18 protein-coding genes are annotated in these 23467 nt (G+C 64.4%); 5 read left to right on the forward strand and 13 right to left on the reverse strand.

Annotated features, from left to right (window positions below; translation table 11 throughout):
* Nucleotides 1-2: 2 nt before the first annotated feature.
* Nucleotides 3-2519 carry an ATP-binding protein gene (locus D9M09_RS10950; RefSeq protein WP_070313603.1) on the forward strand — a complete coding sequence of 839 codons (2517 nt, stop codon included), beginning with the start codon at nucleotides 3-5 and terminating at the stop codon, nucleotides 2517-2519.
* 297 nt (nucleotides 2520-2816) lie between these two features.
* Nucleotides 2817-4094 carry an OmpA family protein gene (locus D9M09_RS10955; RefSeq protein ID WP_121669260.1) on the forward strand — a complete coding sequence of 426 codons (1278 nt, stop codon included), beginning with the start codon at nucleotides 2817-2819 and terminating at the stop codon, nucleotides 4092-4094.
* A 73-nt stretch (nucleotides 4095-4167) separates the two neighbouring features.
* Here D9M09_RS10955 and D9M09_RS10960 read toward each other — a convergent pair whose 3' ends face one another.
* Genes D9M09_RS10960 through D9M09_RS10970 form a run of 3 tightly spaced genes read right to left on the reverse strand, consistent with a single transcriptional unit; the run spans nucleotide 4168 to nucleotide 8114 of the window.
* Nucleotides 4168-6582: a TonB-dependent siderophore receptor gene (locus D9M09_RS10960; RefSeq protein ID WP_240453612.1), complete on the reverse strand. Its 2415-nt coding sequence runs from the start codon at nucleotides 6580-6582 to the stop codon at nucleotides 4168-4170.
* 52 nt (nucleotides 6583-6634) lie between these two features.
* A complete protein-coding gene (locus D9M09_RS10965) occupies nucleotides 6635-7600 on the reverse strand; it encodes a FecR domain-containing protein (protein ID WP_070217853.1) in 966 nt (321 codons plus the stop codon).
* Between the two features lies 1 nt (nucleotide 7601).
* Complete coding sequence (locus D9M09_RS10970; protein WP_121669261.1) at nucleotides 7602-8114, reverse strand: sigma-70 family RNA polymerase sigma factor; 513 nt, start codon at nucleotides 8112-8114, stop codon at nucleotides 7602-7604.
* Nucleotides 8115-8301: 187 nt separating this feature from the next.
* Here D9M09_RS10970 and D9M09_RS10975 point away from each other — a divergent pair, with 187 nt between their 5' ends.
* Together D9M09_RS10975 and D9M09_RS10980 are read left to right on the forward strand one after the other, a co-directional pair.
* Nucleotides 8302-9288: a magnesium and cobalt transport protein CorA gene (locus tag D9M09_RS10975; RefSeq protein ID WP_121669262.1), complete on the forward strand. Its 987-nt coding sequence runs from the start codon at nucleotides 8302-8304 to the stop codon at nucleotides 9286-9288.
* 300 nt (nucleotides 9289-9588) lie between these two features.
* Nucleotides 9589-10557: an IS1595 family transposase gene (locus D9M09_RS10980; RefSeq protein WP_070217860.1), complete on the forward strand. Its 969-nt coding sequence runs from the start codon at nucleotides 9589-9591 to the stop codon at nucleotides 10555-10557.
* A gap of 19 nt (nucleotides 10558-10576) precedes the next feature.
* On the opposite strand, the gene D9M09_RS10985 is transcribed toward D9M09_RS10980, so the two are convergent.
* Nucleotides 10577-11245, reverse strand: coding sequence for an alpha/beta hydrolase (locus D9M09_RS10985; protein WP_070217861.1), 669 nt, complete (start codon nucleotides 11243-11245; stop codon nucleotides 10577-10579).
* Nucleotides 11246-11434: 189 nt separating this feature from the next.
* Between D9M09_RS10985 and D9M09_RS10990 the strand changes: the two genes are divergently transcribed.
* Nucleotides 11435-11812 (forward strand): c-type cytochrome, encoded by a 378-nt coding sequence (locus tag D9M09_RS10990; RefSeq protein ID WP_205602388.1) that lies wholly within the window; start codon nucleotides 11435-11437, stop codon nucleotides 11810-11812.
* Between the two features lie 57 nt (nucleotides 11813-11869).
* On the opposite strand, the gene D9M09_RS10995 is transcribed toward D9M09_RS10990, so the two are convergent.
* The 9 genes from D9M09_RS10995 to D9M09_RS11035 all read right to left on the reverse strand — a co-directional run bounded on the left by D9M09_RS10995 (nucleotide 11870) and on the right by D9M09_RS11035 (nucleotide 23095).
* Nucleotides 11870-12334 (reverse strand): hypothetical protein, encoded by a 465-nt coding sequence (locus tag D9M09_RS10995; RefSeq protein ID WP_070217863.1) that lies wholly within the window; start codon nucleotides 12332-12334, stop codon nucleotides 11870-11872.
* Nucleotides 12315-13055 carry a hypothetical protein gene (locus tag D9M09_RS11000; protein WP_070217865.1) on the reverse strand — a complete coding sequence of 247 codons (741 nt, stop codon included), beginning with the start codon at nucleotides 13053-13055 and terminating at the stop codon, nucleotides 12315-12317. Before D9M09_RS11000 ends, D9M09_RS10995 begins: the two co-directional genes overlap by 20 nt.
* 76 nt (nucleotides 13056-13131) lie before the next feature.
* Nucleotides 13132-13977: a universal stress protein gene (locus tag D9M09_RS11005; RefSeq protein ID WP_070217867.1), complete on the reverse strand. Its 846-nt coding sequence runs from the start codon at nucleotides 13975-13977 to the stop codon at nucleotides 13132-13134.
* Between the two features lie 24 nt (nucleotides 13978-14001).
* Nucleotides 14002-15807, reverse strand: coding sequence for a PHA/PHB synthase family protein (locus tag D9M09_RS11010; protein WP_083287081.1), 1806 nt, complete (start codon nucleotides 15805-15807; stop codon nucleotides 14002-14004).
* Nucleotides 15808-15869: 62 nt separating this feature from the next.
* Nucleotides 15870-19364 carry a PAS domain S-box protein gene (locus D9M09_RS11015; RefSeq protein WP_121669264.1) on the reverse strand — a complete coding sequence of 1165 codons (3495 nt, stop codon included), beginning with the start codon at nucleotides 19362-19364 and terminating at the stop codon, nucleotides 15870-15872.
* A complete protein-coding gene (locus tag D9M09_RS11020) occupies nucleotides 19361-20503 on the reverse strand; it encodes an FIST signal transduction protein (RefSeq protein ID WP_070288155.1) in 1143 nt (380 codons plus the stop codon). The genes D9M09_RS11015 and D9M09_RS11020 overlap by 4 nt, the downstream gene beginning before the upstream one ends.
* Before the next feature lie 14 nt (nucleotides 20504-20517).
* Nucleotides 20518-21576 carry an HD domain-containing phosphohydrolase gene (locus D9M09_RS11025; protein ID WP_121669265.1) on the reverse strand — a complete coding sequence of 353 codons (1059 nt, stop codon included), beginning with the start codon at nucleotides 21574-21576 and terminating at the stop codon, nucleotides 20518-20520.
* A 52-nt stretch (nucleotides 21577-21628) separates the two neighbouring features.
* Nucleotides 21629-22132, reverse strand: a complete 504-nt coding sequence (locus tag D9M09_RS11030) for a chemotaxis protein CheW (RefSeq protein ID WP_121669266.1) — start codon at nucleotides 22130-22132, stop codon at nucleotides 21629-21631.
* A gap of 60 nt (nucleotides 22133-22192) precedes the next feature.
* A complete protein-coding gene (locus D9M09_RS11035; protein WP_070288158.1) occupies nucleotides 22193-23095 on the reverse strand; it encodes a GGDEF domain-containing protein in 903 nt (300 codons plus the stop codon).
* Nucleotides 23096-23467: the final 372 nt, after the last annotated feature.

Consider the following 23467-nt stretch of genomic DNA (forward strand, 5'->3'; position numbering starts at 1 on the left):
CCGTGAAAATCGTCACGCGCTTCAAGCTGGCAGAACTGTTTTGCGTGCTGCTCGTGGCCATCATCGTCGCCGTGCTGTTCTCCACCAGCATGGCGATGCAGCGCGAACTGGCGAAGAACAAGGCGGCGGCCGATATCCTGCAAGCCGTCACGTCGCTGCGCTACCTGTCGATCGAATATGCGCTGCACCATGGCGCGCGCACGCGGGCACAGTGGCAGCTGCGCAGCGAGTCGCTGTCCACCGGCTTGCTGGCCACGCCGGCCTTCGCCGCCGGCGAGGAGCGCGCGCTGCTGCGGGAATTGCGGCGCGACCTGGCAAGCGTGGACGGCCTGTTCGAGCTGTTTGTCGCGAATCACCGCGAGTTGGGTCAGGACCCGCAGCGGCGCGAGGTGCTGGGCGAGCTGGAGTCGCGCCTGTCCGGCCAGATCATGGGCAAGGTGCAGGGCATGATCGCCGATGCGATGCTGCTGTCCGCATTGAGCCGGCAAGGCGTGCTGGACGCCCAGCAGCAGGCCAACGTGGCCGTGATATTGTTCGGCGGCATGATCATCGCGCTGGTGGCCGGTTTGATCTATTTCACCATGACCAGCGTCACGGGGCCGCTGGAGAAGCTGCGCCAGGGCACCCTGATCGTCGGCGAAGGCAAGCTCGATTTTGCGCTCGGCGTGCATACCAGGAATGAAATCGGCGACCTGGCACGCGCCTTCGACGGCATGACGGAAAAGCTGCGCCGCACCACCGTCTCGCGCGACGAACTGGCGCAGGCGAATGCGGCCCTGGAAACGCAGATACAGGAACGTCAGCTGGCCGAGCGCAAGGTGCATGAACAGCTTGAGCGCCTGAACCTGCTGCAGCAGATCACGCGCTCGATCGGAGAGCGGCAGGATTTGCGCAGTATTTTCCAGGTGGTGGTGCGCAGCCTGGAAGAGCAGCTGCCCATCGATTTCAGCTGCATTTGCCTGTACGAACCGTCCGAACACGCGCTGCAGGTGATGTGCGTGGGCGTGCGCAGCGAGGCGCTGGCGCTATCGTTCATGATGGGCGAACACGCGCACATTCCCATCGACGAGAATGGCCTGTCGAGCTGCGTGCGCGGCAAGCTCGTGTATGAGGCCGACATTGCCGACGTGGCGTTCCCGTTTCCGCAGCGCCTGGCGCAAGGGGGGCTGCGCGCCCTCGTCATGGCGCCGCTGCCGGCCGAAAACACGGTCTTCGGCATCCTCATCGTGGCGCGCCGCGCCGCGCACAGCTTTACCAGCGGCGAGTGCGAATTCCTCAGCCAGCTGAGCGAACACGTGGCGCTGGCCGCCAACCAGGCGCGGCTCTACGGCGCGCTGCAGCGCGCGTATGACGATTTGCGCCAGACGCAGCAGTCGGTAATGCAGCAGGAGCGCCTGCGCGCGCTGGGGCAGATGGCCAGCGGCATCGCGCACGATATCAATAACGCCATTTCGCCCGTGGCCCTGTACACGGAATCGCTGCTGGAGACGGAAACCAATCTCAGTCCGCAGGGCCGGCATTGCCTGGAAGTGATCGAACGCGCCATCGACGACGTGGCCGCCACCGTGGCGCGCATGCGCGAATTCTACCGCCAGCGCGAACCGCAACTGGCGCTCTCGCCCATCGACGCGAACCTGGTGGTGCAGCAGGTGCTGGACCTGACCCGCGCGCGCTGGAGCGACATGCCGCAGCAGCGCGGCATCGTCATCGCCCTGCACACGGAGCTGGCGCACGGCCTGCCCATGCTGCCGGGCAGCGCGGGCGAGCTGCGCGAAGCGCTGACGAACCTGGTCTTCAACGCCGTCGACGCCATGCCGGAAGGCGGCACCCTGAGCGTGCGCACCAGCTGCGCCGACGTGGCGGGCGAGGCGGCGCGGCAGATGCGGATAGAAGTAGCCGACACGGGCATCGGCATGGACGACAATACGCGCCGCCGCTGCCTGGAACCGTTTTTTACCACCAAGGGCGAGCGTGGCACGGGTCTGGGCCTGGCCATGGTGTACGGCATGATGGAGCGCCATGGCGCCAGCATCGACATCGTCACGGCGCCGGGGCAGGGCACGGCGGTGCGCCTGGTTTTTCCCGCCTGCGCCGCCGACGAGGGGCAGCAAGCGCCCGACATGGCCCATCTTGTGCCGCCGCGCCTGCGCATCCTCGTGGTGGACGACGACCCGATGGTGCTCAAGTCCCTGCGCGACATCCTGGAAATCGATGGCCACGACGTGGTGTCGGCCGACGGCGGCCAGGCCGGCATCGATAGCTTCCTGGCCGCGCGCGACAGGCACGAGGATTTTGCCGTGGTCATCACGGACCTGGGCATGCCTCACGTGGACGGGCGCAAGGTGGCCAGCGCCGTGCGCCGCTGTTCGCCGGCCACGCCCATCATCATGCTCACGGGCTGGGGCCAGCGCCTGGCCGCCGACAGCGATTATCCCGAGCACGTCAACTGCGTGCTGGGCAAGCCGCCCCGGCTGAAAGAATTGCGGCGTGCCCTGAATGCGGTCATGTCGACGGGGTAGAGCCGCCGAGTCGTTCAACCCCGATCATCCTTGTTTAATCCGTATCAAGCTTCACTGCGATGTCCGCACAGCCGCGTGACGACTCACTAGACTTGCATGGATGGACCCGTCATTCCAGCCTTTGCCAAAGGCGTGATGAGAATGTCTGTTGTCTGTCCAAGCGCGTCAAACGACTTGTCGTTAAATTAGGGCGATACTGTGATCATACCGAGACCCCCGCCAGGAGCAGCACCTGTCCCGACGTACAGCAGCGATTCGCTGAGCAAGAAAATAGCGATCCTCGATCTCGTGACGACCTTGACATATAAACTGGCCGTTGCGGCGGGCGCCATCGTCACGCTGACCTATCTGTTTGACATTCAGTTTTTCCCCAGTGGCCTGACGCCAGGCGAAGTGGTGTTCTTTATCTTTGTGGCACTGATGTTCGGTTTTCTGTACTGCATCTTTTTGTTGTTCGGGGCCATGTCTGCACTGTGGCTGCTCAAACTACTTTCTTTGCTGGAAGTGCGGGTTTCCAGGCGGCGCGCAGCCCATGCGCAGGCGACCCTGTTTGTCGTTCCTGCCGGGCTGCACGGCCTTGGCTATTTCCTGTTATCGCTTCTCTTTTTTTTGCTGTCCCTGTTTTATGCCTTTGCCCTTGTACAACCTCCACTGCTGTTATTGATCACGATCTTTTTTTGTGCCGGTTTTCTCGCCCTGATGCTAGTTACGGCTGGCACGCAAGGCGGCATCACGGTCACAGGCGCGCGGCCGAAGCCGCAGCGCAGATTGGCGCAGCTTGCCGCAGTGTTCGTGGCACCGCTGGTACTCGTGCTGTTCTTCGGGCCGTTCATGAATATGGTGCATATGGCTTTCCAGCTATTGGGTGTACGTATTCCCGACGTGAGCATCGAAGTACCCGATAGCGAGCTCGGTGAAATCGAGCGCGTCACGGAAGTCGTCGGCCGCCCCATCCTTGACTGCCGCAGGGGCGCGGGGGGACGATTGCTGGTACATCATGCCGATGTCTTGTGGACTGGCGTTGGCGGCGTGTCGCTTGTCACGTTCAGTGTACGCACGAAGCCGGAGGCCGGCATTTTCAGCCCCGAACCGACCATCCTCAGGGTTGCCACCTTGCGCCTGGACGCGGCCACGATGCGCATCATCAAGAGCCGGCCTGCGCTGAATCCCTGTTTCGACCTTTCCAACGACTTGCTGTTCAAGACTGGCAGCGATCAATTGTTGCCAACGGCACAGCCGCGTCTGCGGGCTCTTGCCTCAGCCATTCTGGCGTCGGGTACGCCGCGTGACATTCTGGTACGCGGTCACAGCGATGCCCGTCCTTTCGCCCGGAACCTGGCAGGAAAAGGCGTGGATAACCAGCGTCTTTCGGAGTTGCGCGCAGAGGCGATTGTCAATGTGCTCAGAACTACGCTGGAGGGAAAGAACCTGACATTTGCCTCGGAAGGGGCGGGTGCGCGGGAACCGCGCGTGAAATGCCCTGTCGAGGCAAGTACCACCTCCTATGAAACGGAACAGTGCAATGCCCTGAACCGCAGGGTGGAGGTGCGCGTGATGTACGCAAGAACGCAGTAAGACGAGTTGCGGCAACGGCGTTTTTCAGCCGTTGCCACCGCTCGCCTGGCGTTTTATATCGGTACAGCTTGTATCAGAACCGGTACGTCAAGGTACCTCGCACGCTGCGCGGCGCGCCATACGTGCCTTGCGCATAGGTGTTGATGTTGATGTATTTCTTGTCGAGCACGTTTTCCACGTTCAGCTGGGCTGTCAGCTGGCGTGACAGCTGGTACGTGGCCATCAGGCTGACCGTGCTGTAGGCTTGCTGCGTGACGCGCTCCTTGCCGTTCGGGCCCGCATCGTCAAAGTAGAACTTGCTTTGCCAGTTGACGCCGCCGCCCACGGTGAGGCCGGGCTGGACTTTCCAGGTGGTGAACAATCGCGCCGTCGAGCGGGGCGACAGGGTGTTGATATCCTGCTGCTCGCTGTCCTTGGCGCGGAAGTGGCTGGCGCTGGCCGTCACGTTCCAGCCTGGCGCCAGGCGGCCCGACAATTCCCCCTCGATGCCGCGGCTGGTGGCGCCGCGCGCCGCGTAATACGCTTGCGTGGTGGTGCCGGGGACCCGGTGTGCGCCGTCGGGCTGGGCCAGCTTGTCCTGTTTGATCTCGAAGAGGCCGATGGAGCCGTTGGCCTGGCCGCCGGCCAATTCCCCCTTCACGCCCACTTCCATGCTCTGGCCCGTCAGCGGGTCCAGCCAGGCGCCCGCGCGGTCCTGGTTTTCCTGCGGGCGGAAGATGTCCGTGTAGCTGGCATACATCGAATACGTGTCGTTCAGGTCCACCACCAGGCCCGCGTAGGGCACGAACTTGCTTTTGGCGAAGGCGAAGCGGGCGCTGCCGTCAAAGCCGATGCGGTCCTTGTCCCAGCGGCTCAGGCGTCCGCCGACGATCAGTCTGGTGCTGTCGGCCAGGTTCAGGCGCGCCGCGCCGTAGGCACCATATTGCTTGGTGGTATATTTTTCCGACAGCACGGGCTCGCCCCAGGCCGGCTGCGGGTAGCTGCCATCCCAGGCGAGGAAATTGCCGATCGGTTCGGGATCGAGCGCTTCCTTGACGCTGAATTCGGCGTGCTGCACGGTGTAATTGGCGCCCACGATGGCTTCATGTTCGCGTCCGCCCAGGGTAAATGGCCCGGACAGTTTCACGTCGGCGCTGCTCTGGTCGCGCGAGCCGATGTAGCGGTTCGGGTAGGCCAGCATGCCCAGGCCCGTGGTGCGGTCGGGCCGCTCGGCCAGGAACAGCAGCGGCGTGTCTTCCGTGTGCTTGCTGTACATGGCTTGCGCCTGCGCCTTCCAGCCCTGGCCCAGCGCGTGTTCCAAGGTGGCGTGCACGTTGGTCTGCTCGGTGGCCCAGGCGGCCCAGCGGGGCGCCGTGGTGACGGAACGGTCGAAATCGGTGCGCGAACCGTCGCTGTACCACAGGGGGAAGCCACCCCAGTTGCTGCCTTTCGGGTCGTTCTTCTGGTAGCTGGCGCCCACCATGATCACGCTGCCGGGCGCCAGGTCCGCCTCGGCGGTGGCGTAGACGAGCTGGCGCTGGTTCGAATAGCCATTCGTAAACGACTTGCGGTCTTGCCAGGCGCCAGCGATCCTGCCGCGCACGGAGCCGTCTGCGTTCAGCGGCGCGGCCAGGTCGACGGTACCCCGGTAATCGCTCCAGGAGCCGGCCGCCAGCGACCATTGCCCCTCGAACTGCCTGGCGCTGGCCCGCTTGCGCACCAGGTTGATCGAGGCGGACGGGTAGCCGGCGCCCGTCAGCAAGCCCGTGGCGCCCCGCGTCACTTCCACGCGGTCGTAGATCAGCGAATCCATTTCCGATTCGCCGCCCGAATACTGCACCTTATACGTGGTGGGCACGCCGTCGTACTGGAAATTGTCGACGTCGAAGCCGCGCGCGGAAAAGGTGCTGCGCTCCGTGTCGAACTGGTTGACGGCGATGCCGGGCGTATTGCGCAGCACGTCGCGCACCGTCAGCAAGTCCTGGTCATCCATGCGCTGGCGCGTGATGACGCTGACCGATTGCGGCGTTTCGCGCAAGGACAGCACCAGTCCGGTGGCGCTGGCCGTGGCTGGCGTCGTGTACGAATGCGTCCCTTCCGTGCTGGTGCCGCGCTCGGCCGTGGCGCGCACGGCGATGCCGGGCAGGGTGGTTGCCTCGCTGGCGGACGGCAGCCTGCGCACGGCGTAGTGGCCGCCGCCCTGGTCGACCGCAATGAGGCCGCTGCCGTCGAGCAGGCGGGCAAAGCCGTCGGACACCTGGTAATTGCCGCTCAAGCCCCGGCTGTTCAAGCCCGCGTACAGGCTGGCGGCGCCGGAAATGCTGACGCCCGCCTCGGCCGCAAAGGCGGACAGGGCGGTACTGAGGGGACCGGCTGCCACCTGGTAGTGGCGCGCGGGCGCTTCCTGATGCTGGGCGAATGCGGGCGGCGTCAGGGCCAGGCTGCCCAACAGGGCCAGGGTCATGCTGGTGTTGCGGTAGTGCTTCATTGCTTGTTTCCCTTCGTTCATGTGTTGGTCTTGTGTGGATTGACGGGGCACATGCGCGAAAGGGACATTTTTTTTAAAATATTGATGCGGGTTCGATGGAAATCCACCAGCGGCTGTGGCGCTGCACGCGGATGGGTAGCGATGCTTGCAATAGTGATAACAATTGATCCGTATCATGCAATTGGTACACGCCCGACACGCGCAGCCGCGCCACGGCCGGGTCGCAGCGCACCACGCCGTGGCGGTAGCGGCTCAGCTGCGCCAGCACGTCGGCCAGCGGCGTGTCGTCCGCGTACAGCAATCCCTTGGTCCACGTGGACGCATGCGGCGCCAGCGGCTGCTGTGCGCTGGCCGCCGCTTCGTCGAAGCTGGCTTGCCAGCCCGCCTGCACGATGACGGGCAAGCCTTTCGCGGGCCGCACTTCGACGGCGCCCTGCGAAACGGCCACCTGAGTGCGCGCGCCGAACAGGCTGTCTTCCTGGCGCACCGTGAAGCGCGTGCCGAGGGCACGGATGCTGCCGTTGCTGGTGCGCACGATGAACGGACGCTGGCGCGGATCGGGGCTGGTCGCCACGTGCAGTTCGCCGGCGCGCAGCTGGACCAGGCGCAGCGCGTCGCTGAAACCGAGGTCGGCGGCGCTGGCCGTGTTCAGGCTCAAGGCGCTGCCATCGGGCAAGGTGAGATGGCGGATTTCGCCCGTTGCCGTGCGCAGGTCCGCCGTCCAAGCCTGCCACGGCGGCACTTTCAGCATGGCCCAGCCGCCTGGCCCGGCGGCGATCAGCAGGGCCAGGGTTTTCAGGGCGGCGCGGCGCGGCGCGCCGGACGGACGGTCGAGCACCGGCATGGCCAGCGGCGGGGGCAGCATGCCGAAGGTGCGGCAGACTTGCTCGGCCCGCTGCCAGGCAGTTTCATGGTCGGGGTGGGCGGCGCGCCAGCGGGCCAGGCCCTGCTGCGCATCAGCGTCCAGTTCGCCTCCTTGCAGGCGCATCATCCAGTGCGCCGCCACGCGCGCGGCGCGCGCATCGAGGGTTGCGCCCATGTCAGGCCAGCAACAAAATACATTGTTCGAACGCCTGCACCATATAGCGCTTGACGGTGCGCTCGCTCACGTGCAGGCGCGCGGCGATGTCCGCATACGCCATGCCTTCGAGCTGCGACAGCAAAAAGGCCGTGCGCACCTTCGCGCCCAGGCCGTCGAGCATGGCATCGATCTGGTGCAGGGTTTCCAGGATCAGCAAACGCTCCTCCGCCGATGGCGCGGCGGGCGCGGGCAGCTGCGCCAGGGTGGCCAGCCAGGCTTGCTCCAGCGACTGGCGGCGGTAGTGGTCGATCAGCAGGCGCCGCGCCACAGTGGTCAGGTAGGCGCGCGGTTCGCGCAGAGTGGCGGCAGGTTCGCCAGGCGTGGCCAGCAGCTTGACGAAGGTATCCTGCGCCAGGTCGGCCGCATGATCGGTGCAGGACAATTTGCCGCGCAGCCAGCGCAGCAGCCAGGGATGGTGCTGGCCATACAGCAGTGCGACAGGATCGGCGGCAGGGGATACGGCATACGTCACGGCACACTCCAGTTGGCGCGGAAGTCCCGTGCCGCTGGCGCATGCAGGCCCTTCTTAAATGCGAATGGTTCTCATTTTACATTGACGCGCCCGAATGTCAATGCGCTGGCTCAGTTGGCATGGCCATCATGGCATTTCCGCTATACTGGCCCCCCAATAATATTGCCGCCACCAGCCGAAAATCACCATGGACCTCAGTACCCACGCCGCCGTCGTCAATTGCGAAGCGTATCGCGACGGCAGGAAGATCGCCCACTTCGACATCGACAAGGTGGGCGACTTTCTTGGCGACCCCGATTATTTCGTCTGGATCGGCATGGCCAGCCCCGACGCCACGGCCATGCAGGCGCTGCAATCGGCCTTCGGCTTGCACGAACTGGCCGTCGAGGATGCGCAGGGTGCGCATGAGCGGCCCAAGCTGGAAGAGTACGGCGACACGCTGTTCATGGTGATGCACACGGCCACGCTGGACGGCGACGCCATCGTCTACGGCGAAACCCACGTCTTTCTCGGCCCCCGCTTCATCATCACGGTGCGCCACGGCCCTTCGGCCGGCTATGCGAAGCTGCGCGAGCGCAAGGAAAGCGTGCCCGAGAAGCTGGCCAGCGGCCCCGGCTACGTGCTGTATTCCATCATCGATTTCATCGTCGACCAGTACCAGCCGTGCATCGACCATTTGCAGGCCCGTTTCCAGCACTATGAATTGCAGCTGTTCAAGCCCAGCCTGAGCGAAGACAAGCTGCAGGATTTCTACCAGCTCAAGACGGAGCTGCTGAAACTCGATGCGGCCGTCAATCCCCTGCACGACATCTGCACCCAGCTGATCCGTTTCCATGGCGACATAGTGCCCAAGGAAAACCGCATCTATTACCGCGACATCCTCGACCACGTCAAACGGGTCACGCACACGGCGGGGCAGATGCGCGAGCTGGTCAATTCGGCCATGCAGGTGGCGCTGGGGCAAATTTCGATCCGCCAGAACGAGGTCGTCAAGCGCCTGGCCGCCTGGGCCGCCATCCTGGCCGTGCCCACCATGGTCTTCAGCCTGTACGGCATGAACTTCGAATTCATGCCGGAACTGAAGTGGCGCGGCAGCTATCCGGCCGTGATCGTCGTCATCATCGCCGGCTGCTACTGGCTGCACCGGCGCCTGAAGCGCGAACGGTGGCTGTAGCGGCAGAAGGCCGGCATGCAAATATTGGAGAGTTTTGCCGCGCAATCAGCTGCTACGATGAAGTGGCATGGCAATGCGGTTGACGGCAGGTGGCTGAACCTCCTTGGCGTGGATAGCGGTCCGGCCGGCGCTGTACCCCAGAGCTGCCGGTGCGGACCACATTGCCTGTCCGGCGCCAAAGGCTCCTGGTTTTCAGGAGCCTTTTTTTTGGAGCTCTGTCCCCGACAAATAGGGGAACTCAAGGAATCTTCCCCAGCCCCGGCTGTCTGACTGTGTATCGCAGACAAACGGGAACCATCCATGCAGCCAGCCGAATGGAAAACCTTCATCGCCCAGTTCGCCGTACTGAACCGTCGCCAGCGTCAGGCGAGCACTGCTCTGCTGCGCGGGGCAGGATCGCAGAACGCCGCCGTGGCACTGATCGAAAGCGTGGCCCGGCAGCGGTTACACTGTCCCGCCTGCAACAGCAGCCATGCGCATCGGCACGGTCATGCGCACGGACTGCAGCGCTACCGTTGCGTGCCGTGCGGGCGCACCTTCAATGCGCTCACCGGCACACCGCTGGCCCGCTTGCGCCACAAGACCTTGTGGCTCGACTACGCCGACTGCCTGCTCGAATCGGCTTCCGTGCGCAAGGCGGCAAGCCAGCTGGGCGTGCACCGCAACACCGCCTTTCGCTGGCGCCACCGGTTTTTAAGCCTGGCCAAGACGGACCGGCCCCATTGCCTGCATGGCATCGCCGAAGCGGACGAGCTGTATGTGCTGGAGTCAGAAAAGGGCGCGCGGCATCTGACGCGTCCGGCGCGCCGCCGTGGCGGCCATGCCCACAAGCGCGGCATTTCCAGTGAACAAGTCTGTATCCTGGTGGCGCGCGACCGCACGGGACAAACCCGCGATTTCGTCGCGGGAAAAGGGGCGCTGACGAAGGCGCAGCTGCATGCCTGCCTGCCACCGGTGATCGACAAGGACATCTTGCTGATGACCGACGACCACGCTGCCTATCGCGCCTTTGCCAAGGAAGCGGGAATCAGCCACCAGGCCGTCAATGTGCGTGCCGGCATCCGCGTGCAGGGCGCCGCGCATGTACAGAACGTCAATGCATATCACAGCCGCCTGCGGGCATGGCTACGCTCCTTTCACGGCGTGGCGACGCGCTATCTGCCGAATTACCTGGGCTGGCGCTGGATACTGGACGCCGGGCGCATCCGCTCCCCGGAAACATTATTGAAGGCAACATTGGGCGAGTTTCCACATTTGACGGTGACATAGCCTTTTTTGCCCGTGCCGCCTATGCCTGCGCCACCGCGCTTGCCGCCTCCAGGATCAGCGCCGCCACCTCCACGGGACGCGAGGCCAGCGACGCATGGCTGGCGTTGAGCGTGATGACTTTGCGCGCTTGCAGGCGCACCGCCATGCGCTCCTGGTTGACGGGGGAAATCATGCGGTCGGCGCTGGAAACCTGGTACCAGCTGGGCTTATGCTTCCAGGCCGGGTCGTTGACGGTGTCGCCGAAGGTGCTGGCCAGCGGTGCCTTCTGCACCACGCCCAGCACGGCGCCTTCTTCCGCGTCGAGGTCCTGGCAAAAGCTGTCATGGTATTGCTCGGGTTTGACCCACAGATAGCCGTCGCTGTCGCCTTCCAGATTGGCCGCACCCAGGGGCGGGTGTTCCTGCGTGATGCTGCCCGGGCTTTCGCCCGCATCGGGGGCGAAGGCGGCGATGTACACGAGGCCCGCCACATTCGGCGCATTGCCGGCCACGCTGATGACGGCGCCGCCATAGGAGTGTCCTACCAGCAACACCGGGCCATTTACTTGCGCCACCATCTTGCGCGTGCGCTCGGCGTCGTCGGCCAGCGAGGTCAAGGGAAGTTCGACGGCGCGGATGGCCGTGTGGCCCTGCCGGCGCAATTCGACGATGACGCGGCTCCAGTGGGTGGCGCCGACGGGGTGCGACACAGGCCGCGCGGCCCGGCAACAGGCGGCCGCGCAGTGTCCAGCCTGGCTATTCTAGGCCGTTCCCCGGCTGCAAGCATCGCTTGTCGAATGAGCAATCCCGGTTAAAATATGATCTGGAGCGTTGCAGCGGCACTCACCGGGTTTGCCCTGCACCAGCTCCGATTGATATCAATAACAAACTACATGACAATGAAATTAGTATTCACCGCTACGCTGGGCCTTTTATCGCTGCTTCGCACATCGTCTTCCTTCGCGGAGAATGTGAATGGAAAAAATCTCTACATGCAGCGATGCGCCGTGTGCCACGGAGCCGAAATCAGAGGAACAGGGCCGTTGGCGAATAAAAGCAATCCCCGTACCCCCGATCTGACCACCTCCGCTTTCAAGAAACGGCTCAATGATTATCCCGGCGTGATCGTCTCGTCGGTCATCCTTCGTCCGAATGGCGACCTGATTCCGAAAACCTTGAAAGAAAATGGCGTCAAGATTGCGCCGCACGCCTGGAGCGTGCAGGATTTTCGCGATCTGAATCAATACATGAGCGGCGTGATTTTAAAAAACCGGTGATGCGGCGATGAGCGGCGGGCATGGCAATCCGGAGCCATTCCGAATTGTCGACATGGCCTATTCTTTTGCCGCGGTTGCCCACGTCGTATCCGCAAATTTGCTGGCATGCGCCTTGGTCATGTCGGCAATCTTCAACGCCGTTATTTTAAACACCATGCCTGCTGGCGAGAAAGTGAATATCAAGGCCACGCCACAGCCTTCCTGCGAACTTGAGTATCCCTCATATAGTGTGGGGTCGGCCGAGTTCATCACTTTTTTTTCGCCACGAAAATAGCCGTCCACATACACCAGGACGTCTTTGCGTTCTTCCGCCAGGTAGGTCGCGAAGAACGGCGCTCCGAGCACGGCAATGATGTCATTGGAATTCCTGGCATTTTTCGGCAATTCAAAGCCCTTTAAGGGCCTGCCGACGGTGGTTTCTTCACATGCGCTGGTCGTTGCCGCATACGTATGCGGCACAACGACGCTCAATGCGCCGATGAGTGCCAGCGACAGTTGCCATTTATTTTTTTGAAAGACCATATAGCCGCATTCCCTTGTCAAAAGCTTGTTGTACATCGTGCATGCCGGACGTCGCCAGTTCATAGCCGCTTGACATGGCGTGCCTGCGCTGCTCGGGCGTACCATGATGGTCGCGATCGTTGAAGTTGGTATCGCCCATGGCGAAAAATTCCTGCTTTAATTCTTCATACGCAATTTTCATTCGTTGGCCTTTCATCCCCATGTACCAGCCGGCCAGAAAGTCCGCGTGTAGCTCCGATGGCGTGACGGGGGATGGAAATATCAGGCCCTGTTTGAATTGCAATACGTGGGCCCACTCATGTGCGATGACGCCGCCCATTGCCCCTTCCCACACTTCAGGGAATTTTTGCGGAATTTTTTTGTCCTCGACCGGGTTCAAGGTCCCGCTCATGCGGTGCAGCATGCGGATCCCGAACATGACGCGATAGACGTCATGGCCCGGAGAGGCATAGGCATTCGCACCATCCAGATCGTTAATAAAACCAAAGTCCGCGCGAACGCCAAATGTGCTGGCGAGTTCTTCGATTTCATTCTTCACCCCTGAATCGACGCGAAACAGGCCACTTTCTTCCATTTTAAGGCGGTTTTCCCACATGGCGCCGCCTTTTGTCGCGCTGACAAAGCAGCCAGTATCAAGGTGATTGCCGGGGCTTGCAGAACTGGCGCCAGTGCTTGCGGCCAAAGCCAAGGCCAGGTGGAAAGTCAAATAGTGTCTGAACATGCGTTCGCCAAGTTTGTTATTGATTGCCAATCATATTACATGATCAGTTCATGATGAAAAATTACCGCACTGCGCCCTAGTGCGACACCAGCACCGGTAACGTCATCTCTTGCAGCACCGTGCGCGTGACGCCGCCCAGCAGCGCCTCGCGCAGGCGCATGTGGCCGTAGCAGCCCATCACGACCAGGTCGCAGTGCCGCTGGGCCGCCATGGCCAGCAGGGCCGTGCCCACGTCCTGGCCCGGCGGCGTGTCGTGCTGCAGCACCTCGACGTTGACGCCGTGGCGCGCCAGGTACAGGGCCAGGTCGGCGCCCGGCTGCTCGCCGTGCGCGGCCGGCTGGGCGTGCGAATTGACGACGGCCAGGGTCACTTGCCGGGCCCGCTGCAGCAGCGGCAGCGCATCGGTGATGGCGCGCAGCGCTTCGGCGCTGCCGTTCCAGGCCAGCAGCGGATGCTGCGCGATGGCCGCTGGCGCGGCGCAAGGCGCGTGCGGCACCATCAGCACGGGCCGGCCGCAATGGAGCATCAGGTATTCGGCCGTGCCGGCGATGACGCGCGACGGCGTATCCTGCGCATCCGTCTGGCCCAGGATCAGCAGGTCGCAATAGCGCGCCTGCAGCAGCAGCGCGCCTTGCGCATCGTCGTCGACGAAGCGCGTTTCGTAGGTGCCCAGGCCTTCCTCGCGGGCAATGCGCTCGAAGTCGTGCAATGCCTCGCTGGCCTGGGTGCGCAGCGCCTGCATCTGCGCCGGTGCAAACTGCAGCGCGTTGACGCCGCCGCCATATGCGTAGCGCGAAATGCCGCTCATGGCCGAGCCGATCAGGTGCGCGCCTTCGGCAACGGCCAGGCGCACGGCCAGGCGGATGCGCTGGGCGCAATGGCGGGAATTGTCGACGTGGACCAGCAGGGTGGTGTAGGGCATGGCGTTTTCCTCGGTTGTTGGTTGTCAGGTCTGCAGCACGTAACTGCCCGGCGCATCGCCCAGGTCGGGTCCCATGGCCGGCGGCGCCGCTTGCGCGCCCGGGCGTTCTGCCAGCCAGGCTTGCCAGGCGGGCCACCACGAACCGTCATGGTGCGCCACCTCGCGCTGCCAGCTGTCCGCGTCGATGTAGGGCGCGTCGTGGCGGTGCGTGGCCAGCTGGTAGCTGCGGTGCGGCTGGCCCGGCGGCGAGACCACGCCCGCATTGTGGCCGCCCGAGGTGAGCAAAAAAGTGACGTCCGTGTCGGTCAGCAGCTGCAGCTTGTAGACGGAGCGCCACGGCGCCACGTGGTCCGTCAGTGTGCCGACGGCGAAGACGGGCGCCTTGATGTCGGGCAGGGCGATGTGGCGGCCCGCCGTGCGGTAGCGCCCTTCGGCCAGGTCGTTGTGCAGGAACAGACGGCGCAGGTATTCCGAATGCATGCGGCAGGGCATGCGCGTGGCATCCGCATTCCAGGCCATCAGGTCGCTGTCCTGTTCGTCGAGGCCAAGCAGATAATGGCGCAGCTGGCGCGACCAGATCAGGTCGTTCGAGCGCAGCAGCTGGAAGGCGCCCGCCATCTGTTTCGTATCGAGATAACCCTGCTTCCACATGGCCGCTTCCAGGAAACTGACCTGGCTCTCGTCGATGAACAGCGACAGTTCGCCCGGTTCCTTGAAGTCCACTTGCGAGGCCAGCATGGTCAGGCTGGCCAGGCGCATATCGCCGTCGCGCGCCATTGTCGCGGCGGCGATCGCCAGCAGGGTGCCGCCCAGGCAATAGCCGGCCGCGTGCACCTGCGGCGCGCCCGTGATGCGGATGACGGCGTCGAGCGCCTCCATCACGCCCAGCTGACGGTAGTCTTCCAGCGACAGCTCGCGGTCTTCTTCCAGCGGATTTTTCCAGGAAATCATGAACACCGTGTGGCCCTGGCCCACCAGGTAGCGCACCAGCGAATTGTGCGGCGACAGGTCGAGAATATAGAACTTCATGATCCATGCCGGCACGAACAGCAGGGGCGTCGCATGCACCCGGGCGGTCGCGGGCGCGTATTGGATCAATTCGATCAAGTCGTTGCGGTAGACCACCTTGCCCGGCGTGACGGCCACGTTCACGCCCACTTTATACGTGCGCCGGTCGGGCGCATGCGCGCCCATGGCGGCGCGCTGCCAGTCCTCGGCCGCGTGGATCATGCCGCGCGTCAGGTTGGCGCCGCCGCTTGCCAGGGTGGCTTGCTGCACCACGGGATTGGTCAGCAGGAAGTTCGACGGCGCCAGCATGTCGAGCCACTGGCGCACGGTGAACGTGACGACATCCTCGTGGTGCGGCGCGACGCCGCGCACGCCCGTGGTGGCGCGGTGCCACCATTGCTGCTGCAGCAGGAAGCCCTGGTAGACCAGGTTGTAGGGCCAGCGCCGCCAGGCCGGGTCTTCGAAGCGCCGGTCCTGCGGCAGCGGCGCGATGCACGGCGGCTCGGCGGCGCCGCCAGCGATGGCCGATTGCATGGCGTACTGTTGCCAGCGGCCGATCTTCTTCCACGCTTCCTGCAGCAGGGCTTGCTGCTTTGATGGCGCCAGCGCCAGATGGCTGAGCCAGTCGGCATAGGCGTTGCCCAGCGCGGCCGGCGAAATACCGCCCGTAAACTTGCCCAGCCAGGCATTCAGCAGCAGGTCCAGGGTGGCGCCTTCCGGCGCGCTTTCCGGGTAGTCGGGCGCCGGTACGCCTTGCCAGGCGCTGCCCAGGCGCTCATGTTCCACGTTGTGCTGCGCATCGCTCGGCTGCGTCTTGCTCATCCACGGCTCCTGTCATTTTTTTACAGGATAGCAAGAGCTTGTTTAAAAAATTATGATCTACATCAAGTTTGGCCGGATGCGTGCAGCATATGGCTTGCCGCCTGGATGGCCGCCTCCGTTTCCTGCACAAACAGGCGCAACTGCTCTTCCAGCGCATCGAGGCGCGCCAGCAACGCGCCCTGCGGCGCCTTGGCCGCTTCGCGCTCGATGGCGGCGGCGATGGCGACGGCCGGCGCGGCGCGGAAGTTGGCCAGCAGGCCGGCCAGGGTGTGGGCTTGCCGGCTCACGGTGGCCCGGTCGCCTTCCCGCATGGCCGCCCGCAAGGCATCCAGCTGCGCCGGCAGGGCGGTCAGGAACGATGCGCCGATGATGCCGATCACGTCGGCATCGGCCTCGGCCAGCGCGGCCCCGTAGCCGAAGCGCGGCGTGTGCTTGTTTATTTGCAGCACATGCTGCTCGATCAGACTGTGGAAGGCGGCCGCGCGGAACGGCTTGGACAGGTAGTCATCCATGCCGCCGGCGATGCAGCGTTCGCGGTCGCCTTCGAAGGCGCTGGCCGTCATGGCGATGATGACGCTTCTCGGCATGCCTTGCGCTTCGCGCGCGCGTATCTGCGCGGTGGCTTCGAAACCGCCCATTTCCGGCATTTGCAGGTCCATCAGGATCATGTCGAAATGGCCGGCGGCCTGGCAATCGAGGGCGATGCGGCCGTTGGCCGCATGCGTGACGCGGTGGCCCGCGTTCGACAGCAGCACGGTGGCCAGTTCGCGGTTCATGGCGTTGTCCTCGACGAGCAGGATGTCCAGGCCGGGCGTGCCTTCGCTTACGGTCTGGCGCGTCGCCACGGGCGCGGCGCTGGGCATGCCGCGGCAGGTGCCCAGCACGCTCATGGTGACGGCCAGCAATTCCTCTGGACTGGCAGGCTTGAGCAGGTAGCCGTCGATGCCCAGTTCGCGGCAGCGCGCCGCGTCGCCCAGGCTGCCGCAGGACGACAGCACGACGACGGGCACCTGGCTCCAGTGGGGCAGGGAGGACAGCGCCGATGCCGTGTCGAAGCCATTCATGCCGGGCATGGCGAAGTCCATGATGATGCAGTCCGCCGGCAAGGCGCCGCGGCAGTGCTCCAGCGCCGCCTCGCCGGACTCGCAGGCCGTGACCATGGCGCCGCTGTGCTCGAAGATCCGGCGCAGGATGGTCAGGCTGCTGGGATTGTCGTCGACCACCAGGATGGCGCGTCCCGCCAGCGAGGCACCGGGCGACGGCAAGGACTGCTGTTCGCCGATGGGCAAGGCCAGGTCCACGGTGAAGCAGCTGCCCTTGCCCAGTTCGCTCGACAGGCCGATGCGGCCTCCCATCATCGTCACCAGGCGGCGCGTGATCGACAGGCCCAGGCCCGTGCCGCCGAAGCGCCGCGTGGTCGAACCGTCTTCCTGCTGGAAGGCGTCGAAGACGGCCTCCTGCATGTCGGCGGCGATGCCGATGCCGGTGTCGCGCACGCACAGGCGCAGGCGGGCCATGCCGTCGCCGCTGGCGCGCAGCCTGGCGCTGACGACCACCTCGCCCTGCGGCGTGAACTTGATGGCGTTGCCCGCCAGGTTGGTCAGTACCTGGCGCAGCCGGCCCGGGTCGCCGAGCAGGGTGTGCGGCAGCGCGGGATCGACGTCGAGCAGCAGTTCCAGGCCGCTGGTCTGCGCCCGCATGGCGTGGGCGCGCATGGTTTCCTGCAGCAACCGGTGCAGGTCGAAGGGGATGCTTTCCAGGGTCAGCATGCCCGCCTCGATCTTCGAGAAATCGAGGATGTCGTTGATGATGCACAGCAGGGCGTCGGCCGAGGCCTTGACGATTTCCAGGTACTTGCGCTGGTGGGCATCGAGGTCGGAATCGAGCACCAGGTCCGTCATGCCCAGGATGCCGTTCATCGGCGTGCGGATCTCGTGGCTCATGTTGGCCAGAAATTCGCTCTTCGAGCGGCTGGCCGATTCGGCCACTTCCTTGGCCAGCAGCAGCGCGCGCTCGGCCGCCTTCTGACTGGAAATGTCGACGATGGTGCCCACCAGACCGTGCAGGCTGCCGTCGGACTTCAGCAGGGCCGCCTTGCTGCACAGGACATCGACCTGCCGCGTGCCGACGATCACCCGGTCTTCATATGTGTGGTTGCCCCGGTCCTGCAGCAGCGCCACGTCGTGCTGCCGCGCTTGCTGCGCCTGCTGCTGCGGCAGGATGTCCGCCACCGTCAGGCCCGCGATGCGCGCCTGGTCGAGATGGAAGAAGGCGCAAAAGGCGCGGTTGGCGCGCAGGTAGCGGCCGTGCACGTCCTTCAGGTACAAGGGGATGGGAATGGTCTCGATCAGCGCATCGACGAAGTTGAGGTTGTGCCGCAGCTCGCGCGCCGCCTGGCGCCGCTCCGTGATGTCCGTCAGGCTGCCGGTGATGCCGGCCAGCTGCCCCAGGCCATCGCGTTCGGCGCGCGCGCACACGTCGATCCAGCGCACGTCGCCGTCGCGGGTGACATAGCGCGCTTCATGGCGCATGCTGTCCACCTGGCCGCCCAACAGCTGGGCCAGGCCGGCCGCGGCGCGCTCGCGGTCGCGCGCATCGACGAATTGCAGGATATGCTTGCCCAGGCTGTCGGCGGCGTCGAAGCCGGTGATGGTGTGCCAGGCGGGATTGAGGAAGGTCCAGGCGCCGCGCAAATCCGTGCGGAAGACCACCTCATTGAGGCTGTTGACGACGTTGCGGTATTCGCGCTCGCTTTTCGCGATGGTCTCGGCCATGCGCTTGCTGTCGCTGATTTCCGTGCGGATGGCGATGTACTGGTATGGCTTGCCGGCCGCGTCGAGGAAGGGCACGATGGTGGCGTCCACCCAGTATTGCCCGCCATCCTTGGCGTGGTTGCAGATTTCGCCATGCCAGACCCGGCCGGCCGTAATGGTTTGCCACATCTGCGCAAAGAAGGCGTCCGTATGCGTGTGCGAGTTGATCAGGCGGTGCGTCTGGCCGACCAGCTCTTCGCGCGCGAAGCCGCTGATGGCGCAGAATTTGTCGTTGACGTAGATGATGACGCCGGCCGTATCGGTGACGCTGATAATGGCGTGCTGGTCCATCGCAAAGCGCTGGTTCTGCAGTTCGATGCGGCGCAGCTCCTGCTGCGCCACCAGTTCGGCCAGCAGCACCGACAGGCCCTCGATATCGCCTTCCTGCGGCAGGTGCAGGCCGGAATCGTCGTTGTCGAGCAGGCGCACGGCCGCCACGCGCAGCGACTGGATCACGCGGTTGCGGCTGGCCAGTTCCGTGCGCAGCAGGTCATTCGTCATGCTCAGTTCCGTCGAACTCAGTTCCAGGCTGCGCGAGCGCAAGTCCAGGTCGCGTTCGGACTGGTCGTAGGCGCCGTCGATGCGCTGCAGCAGGGCTGGCAAGCCGGCCAGGAAACCGGCCAGTTCGCGCGGCGTGTCGGCTTTCCCGCACAGTGCCTGCGCCTGTTCCAGCAAGGCGGCGCAGGCGCTTTCCGAGTCGATATCGCAGACGCGGTTCAATTGGCGGGCGAGGGTGCGGTTCATGCTTCGCTCAACACAGTCACGGTCATCGTCTGGTTGTGCAGCTGGCAGCTGCCATGCGGCTGGGCGATGCCGATTTCGCCGTTGGAGTAAAAGCCGGCGATGCAGGACGCGCCGCCCAGCAGGTCGGCCACCGCTTCGACCTCTTCCTCGGCCCGGTCGCCCATCACCAGCTTGCGGCCCACGCAGCTGACCAGCAGGGCCAGCTGGTCGCCCTGCGCATCGGCATGGGGCACGACGCCGCGCGCGGCCGTCTCGGCCCCGTCGATCAGCCGGTTGGTACTGGAATGCATGAGCTTCAGGTAGCCGTCGGCGAGGATGTCGCCGGCCAGGGTCAGCGAACCCTGTTCTTCGTCGACGGCGAGGATGGTGCGGAAGACATTGCTTTTTTCATGCGCGGCCGTGAGCATTTCAAACGGGAACAGCAGGCCGGAAGCGGGCAGATCGCGCGCATGGTCGCCCAGGTACAGCTTGTAGATGTCGAGCGCCCGCGCGCCATCGAGGCCATACAGCACGTTGTCGACGCAGCGCGTCACCTTGCGCGCGGGGCCGAACGCTTCCCAGCCCGCATGGCTGCCGTAGCCGAGGCGGATATGCTCGCCGTACAGGCCGACGGCGACGATGGTATTGTCGGCCGCGCCGCGCGGACCCAGGGTCCAGGTCTGGCGAAAGGCGCCGCCGTCCGCCGCCAGCCCGCCCGACACCGTCACGCCCGGCGGCAGGTTCGCCTGCAGGCCGGCGATGAGCGCGCTGCCGTTGATGGCCACGCCCGTGCCCAGCATGAAGACGGCCGTCAGACCGTCCTGCGGCAGCGCCTGCGCCAGGCGCTCGCCCGCCTCGTGCGAATCGGCCATGTCGCAGATGATGGCGTCGGCAATCGCCACCGTCGTGCGGGCGAAGCGGATGGCCGTGATGACGCAGCTGTCGTCGTAGACGCGCTTGCCGGCGATCTCGCCGGCCGTGGAGCAGCCGGCGATGACGGCGCCGGGCAGCTGGCGGCGCAGCGCCGCGTTCAGGCCGGGCGTGGCAAAGTAGGGGCAGGCGCCGAACACCAGCACCAGGTCGGGCGCCATGGCGGCCAGAGGTGCCAGGGCGGCATCGAAGTCGGCATGGTTTTTCAGGATCAGTTGTTGCACGCGCATGGCGGGCTCCTCGCTTACAGTGGGTGGGCGTGTTGCGGGACGGGGTCGGGCAGGCTGTCGCGGATGGCCAGCACCTCGTCCCAGGCGCCCAGGAAGGCGTCGAGGCACAGCGGGCAGAAATGGCTGCCCCTGTTTTGCTCCAGGTACTGGCGTGCCTCGGCCAACGGCCAGGCCGGCTTGTACGGGCGCTCCGAACTCAGCGCGTCGAAGACGTCGGCCACGGCGACGATGCGCGCCGACAGCGGTATCTGCTCCTCCGCCAGGCCGTCCGGATAGCCGCTGCCGTCGTATTTTTCGTGGTGGCCGCAGGCGATTTCCTCGGCCAGGCGGATCAGCGGCGAGTCGCTGCCGGCGAGGATATGGCCGCCGATTTTCGCGTGCTGGCGCATGATGGCCATCTCATCGGGGTCCAGCCGCCCCGGCTTGAGCAGGATATGGTCGGGCGTGGCCAGCTTGCCCACGTCGTGCATGGGCGCCGCCTTGAGCAGCAGGTCCTGCCATTGTGCGTCGAGGCCCAGTTCCCTGGCGATCAGCGCCGAGTAGCGCGCCATGCGCATGATGTGGGCGCCCGTTTCGGGGTCGCGGAATTCGGCCGCCCGCGCCAGGCGCGTAACCAGTTCCATCTCCCTGGCCGTGACGTTGGCGATCGCCTGTTCCACTTCGTGTTCGAGCAGCTTGGCGCGGTCGGCCAGCATGGTTTGCGCCGTGCGCAGGGCCAGCAGGTTGCGCACGCGCAGGCTGAACTCGATGGTGTCGACGGGCTTGGTGAGAAACTCCGTCACGCCCAGCGAAAAAGCCTGTTTGCGCACGGCGTGGTCGTTTTCGGTGGTCACCATGATGATGGGGATGTCGGCCATGCCCGGCATCTTGCGGAAAATGCTGAGGAACTCGTTGCCCGACAGGCTGGGCATCCGGTAGTCGAGCAAGACCAGGTCCGGCACATGCGACTCGCACCAGTACAGCGCATCGACGGGATCATTCATGCAGACGGGTTCGATGCTGCTGGCCTTGCCCGCCAGGGTCGCCAGCAGGCTCAGGTTGGTGTCGTTGTCATCGACGATCAGGATGCTCATGGTGTCTCCGGCGGATGGCGGTCAGGTGGCGGGCGGGACGGCGACAGCCGCCTCAGGCGGCCAGCTTGCCCATGGCGTGCATGCCCATGCCCGCCAGCAGGCTGTCGATGTCGAGCACGATCAGCATGCGCTCGTCGAGGGCGCCGATGGCCGTCACGTGGCCGGCCATGGCTGAACCGTGCAGTTGCGGCGGCGGCTTGATCTGCGCCGGCGCCAGCGGCACCACGTCGGCCACGCGGTCGACCACGATGCCGGTGGCGCCATGCGCGAAGATCAGGATGATCACCACGGTCGAGGCGTCGTAAGCGGGTTCGGCCTGGCCCAGCGCGATGCGCAGGTCGACCAGCGGCACAATGCTGCCGCGCAGGTGGATGAACCCCTTGAGGAAGGCGGGTGCGTTGGCGATGCGGGTGACGGCGCCGTAGCCGCGGATTTCCTGCACCAGGCCGATGTCGATCGCATATTCCTCCTTGCCGAGTCCGAAGACCAGCAATTCCCGGGCATCCGCTTGCGCCAGCTGGCTCGCTGCTGCGGCATGTGTCGTGATGGTTTCCATGTGCTTGCTCCTGTCAGGTGCTGCGTGATGCATGAAACTGCGAAGGGTGTCGGGCGGGATTCAAGCCTGCTCGACGCGGTTGCGGCCATTGTTCTTGGCCTGGTACAGCGCGGCGTCTGCTTGCATGAAGGCCGCCTTCCAGTCGCCGTTGTCGGGCAGCGGCGCCATTCCGATGCTGATCGTCACCGGAATGGACAGCTTGCCGAACTCGAAACGCGTCTCTTCCACGGCGCGGCGTATGCGCTCGGCCACCTGGCAGGCCATGCTCATGTTCGTATGCGGGAACAGGAAACCGAATTCCTCGCCTCCCACGCGGGCGACGACGTCCGAGGCCCGCGCCTGGAACTGGAACACGGCGGCGATGGTTTGCAGGACGGCATCGCCGGCGGCATGGCCATGCTGGTCGTTGACGTGTTTGAAGAAGTCGATGTCGGCGATGCCGATGGCCAGTGGGGTGTGGGCGCGTCTGGCACGCGCGGCCGCGCGCACGGCTTCGACCTCGAAGGCGCGGCGGTTGGGCAGATGGGTCAGCGGGTCGCTCAGGGCGATGCGCTGCAACTGCTGCCAACGGGCCGCATTCTGCTGTTCGAGCGCGCGCTCGCGGCGCTGGTCGATAAAAAAGGCGCCCATGTAGTTTTCGTCGCCGAGCTTGCCCAGGTCCATGGCCTTGAGCACGATGGGCAGCATGGAGCCGTCGTGGTGGCGAATGGCGAAATGGCGTTTGTGCCCAAGTACCCTGGACTTCTTTTCGCCGGCCAGATAGGCGCCGATCTGCGCGCCATGCTGCTCGCGCACGGCATCCGGCAGCAGCGCTTCGATCTGCTGGCCCGCCAGGCTGCCCTGCGCATAGCCGCTCAGCGCATACATGGCGTCGTTCGCATACTGGATGCGTGAAGCGGTGTCGATGATGACGGCAGCGTCTTCTGCGGCGTCGAGCAAGCGCAAGGCCAGGACTTTGTTCATGCGTATCTCCCTACATTGGTGCGGATTTCCCGAGTGGCGAAAGGCACGATGTCGTCGCATCGTTTTCGGTTCCCCATATCAATCATCATACCTCAAATAAAATAGAATGCAATGAATTTCATGATTTTAATGATTTGTGTTTGCCGTGCAACTGCCGTCCTGTTTGCGATATTGCCTCGAGACGCTTTGTTTTTCCTCTGTTGAGGCGAAAATCTATCCATTTGTCATCATTTCAAAAGTGATAAATTCGTTTAAATTTTTCATTTAAATGTTGTAATTGGTTAAATCATGGAGCAAAATGAATTTGATCTAAGTCAAAAAGATGGCAAATAGAGGCAAGTTGTTGGCAAGGCGCCTCTCGTCACTTGTCAG

Origin of the sequence: Janthinobacterium agaricidamnosum, from assembly GCF_003667705.1 — a bacterium.
In the GTDB taxonomy this organism is placed as follows: domain Bacteria; phylum Pseudomonadota; class Gammaproteobacteria; order Burkholderiales; family Burkholderiaceae_D; genus Janthinobacterium.

What these genes read in the sequence shown, in the direction of transcription:
- D9M09_RS11030 (WP_121669266.1), bottom strand. Translation starts at nt 22,132, where the DNA reads ATGGAAACCATCACGACACATGCCGCAGCAGCGAGCCAGCTGGCGCAA.
- D9M09_RS10975 (WP_121669262.1), top strand. Translation starts at nt 8,302, where the DNA reads ATGGACCTCAGTACCCACGCCGCCGTCGTCAATTGCGAAGCGTATCGC.
- D9M09_RS10980 (WP_070217860.1), top strand. Translation starts at nt 9,589, where the DNA reads ATGCAGCCAGCCGAATGGAAAACCTTCATCGCCCAGTTCGCCGTACTG.
- D9M09_RS10960 (WP_240453612.1), bottom strand. Translation starts at nt 6,582, where the DNA reads ATGAACGAAGGGAAACAAGCAATGAAGCACTACCGCAACACCAGCATG.
- D9M09_RS10965 (WP_070217853.1), bottom strand. Translation starts at nt 7,600, where the DNA reads ATGGGCGCAACCCTCGATGCGCGCGCCGCGCGCGTGGCGGCGCACTGG.
- D9M09_RS11025 (WP_121669265.1), bottom strand. Translation starts at nt 21,576, where the DNA reads ATGAGCATCCTGATCGTCGATGACAACGACACCAACCTGAGCCTGCTG.
- D9M09_RS11035 (WP_070288158.1), bottom strand. Translation starts at nt 23,095, where the DNA reads ATGAACAAAGTCCTGGCCTTGCGCTTGCTCGACGCCGCAGAAGACGCT.
- D9M09_RS11015 (WP_121669264.1), bottom strand. Translation starts at nt 19,364, where the DNA reads ATGAACCGCACCCTCGCCCGCCAATTGAACCGCGTCTGCGATATCGAC.
- D9M09_RS11005 (WP_070217867.1), bottom strand. Translation starts at nt 13,977, where the DNA reads ATGCCCTACACCACCCTGCTGGTCCACGTCGACAATTCCCGCCATTGC.
- D9M09_RS10990 (WP_205602388.1), top strand. Translation starts at nt 11,435, where the DNA reads ATGAAATTAGTATTCACCGCTACGCTGGGCCTTTTATCGCTGCTTCGC.
- D9M09_RS10995 (WP_070217863.1), bottom strand. Translation starts at nt 12,334, where the DNA reads ATGGTCTTTCAAAAAAATAAATGGCAACTGTCGCTGGCACTCATCGGC.
- D9M09_RS11010 (WP_083287081.1), bottom strand. Translation starts at nt 15,807, where the DNA reads ATGAGCAAGACGCAGCCGAGCGATGCGCAGCACAACGTGGAACATGAG.
- D9M09_RS11020 (WP_070288155.1), bottom strand. Translation starts at nt 20,503, where the DNA reads ATGCGCGTGCAACAACTGATCCTGAAAAACCATGCCGACTTCGATGCC.
- D9M09_RS11000 (WP_070217865.1), bottom strand. Translation starts at nt 13,055, where the DNA reads ATGTTCAGACACTATTTGACTTTCCACCTGGCCTTGGCTTTGGCCGCA.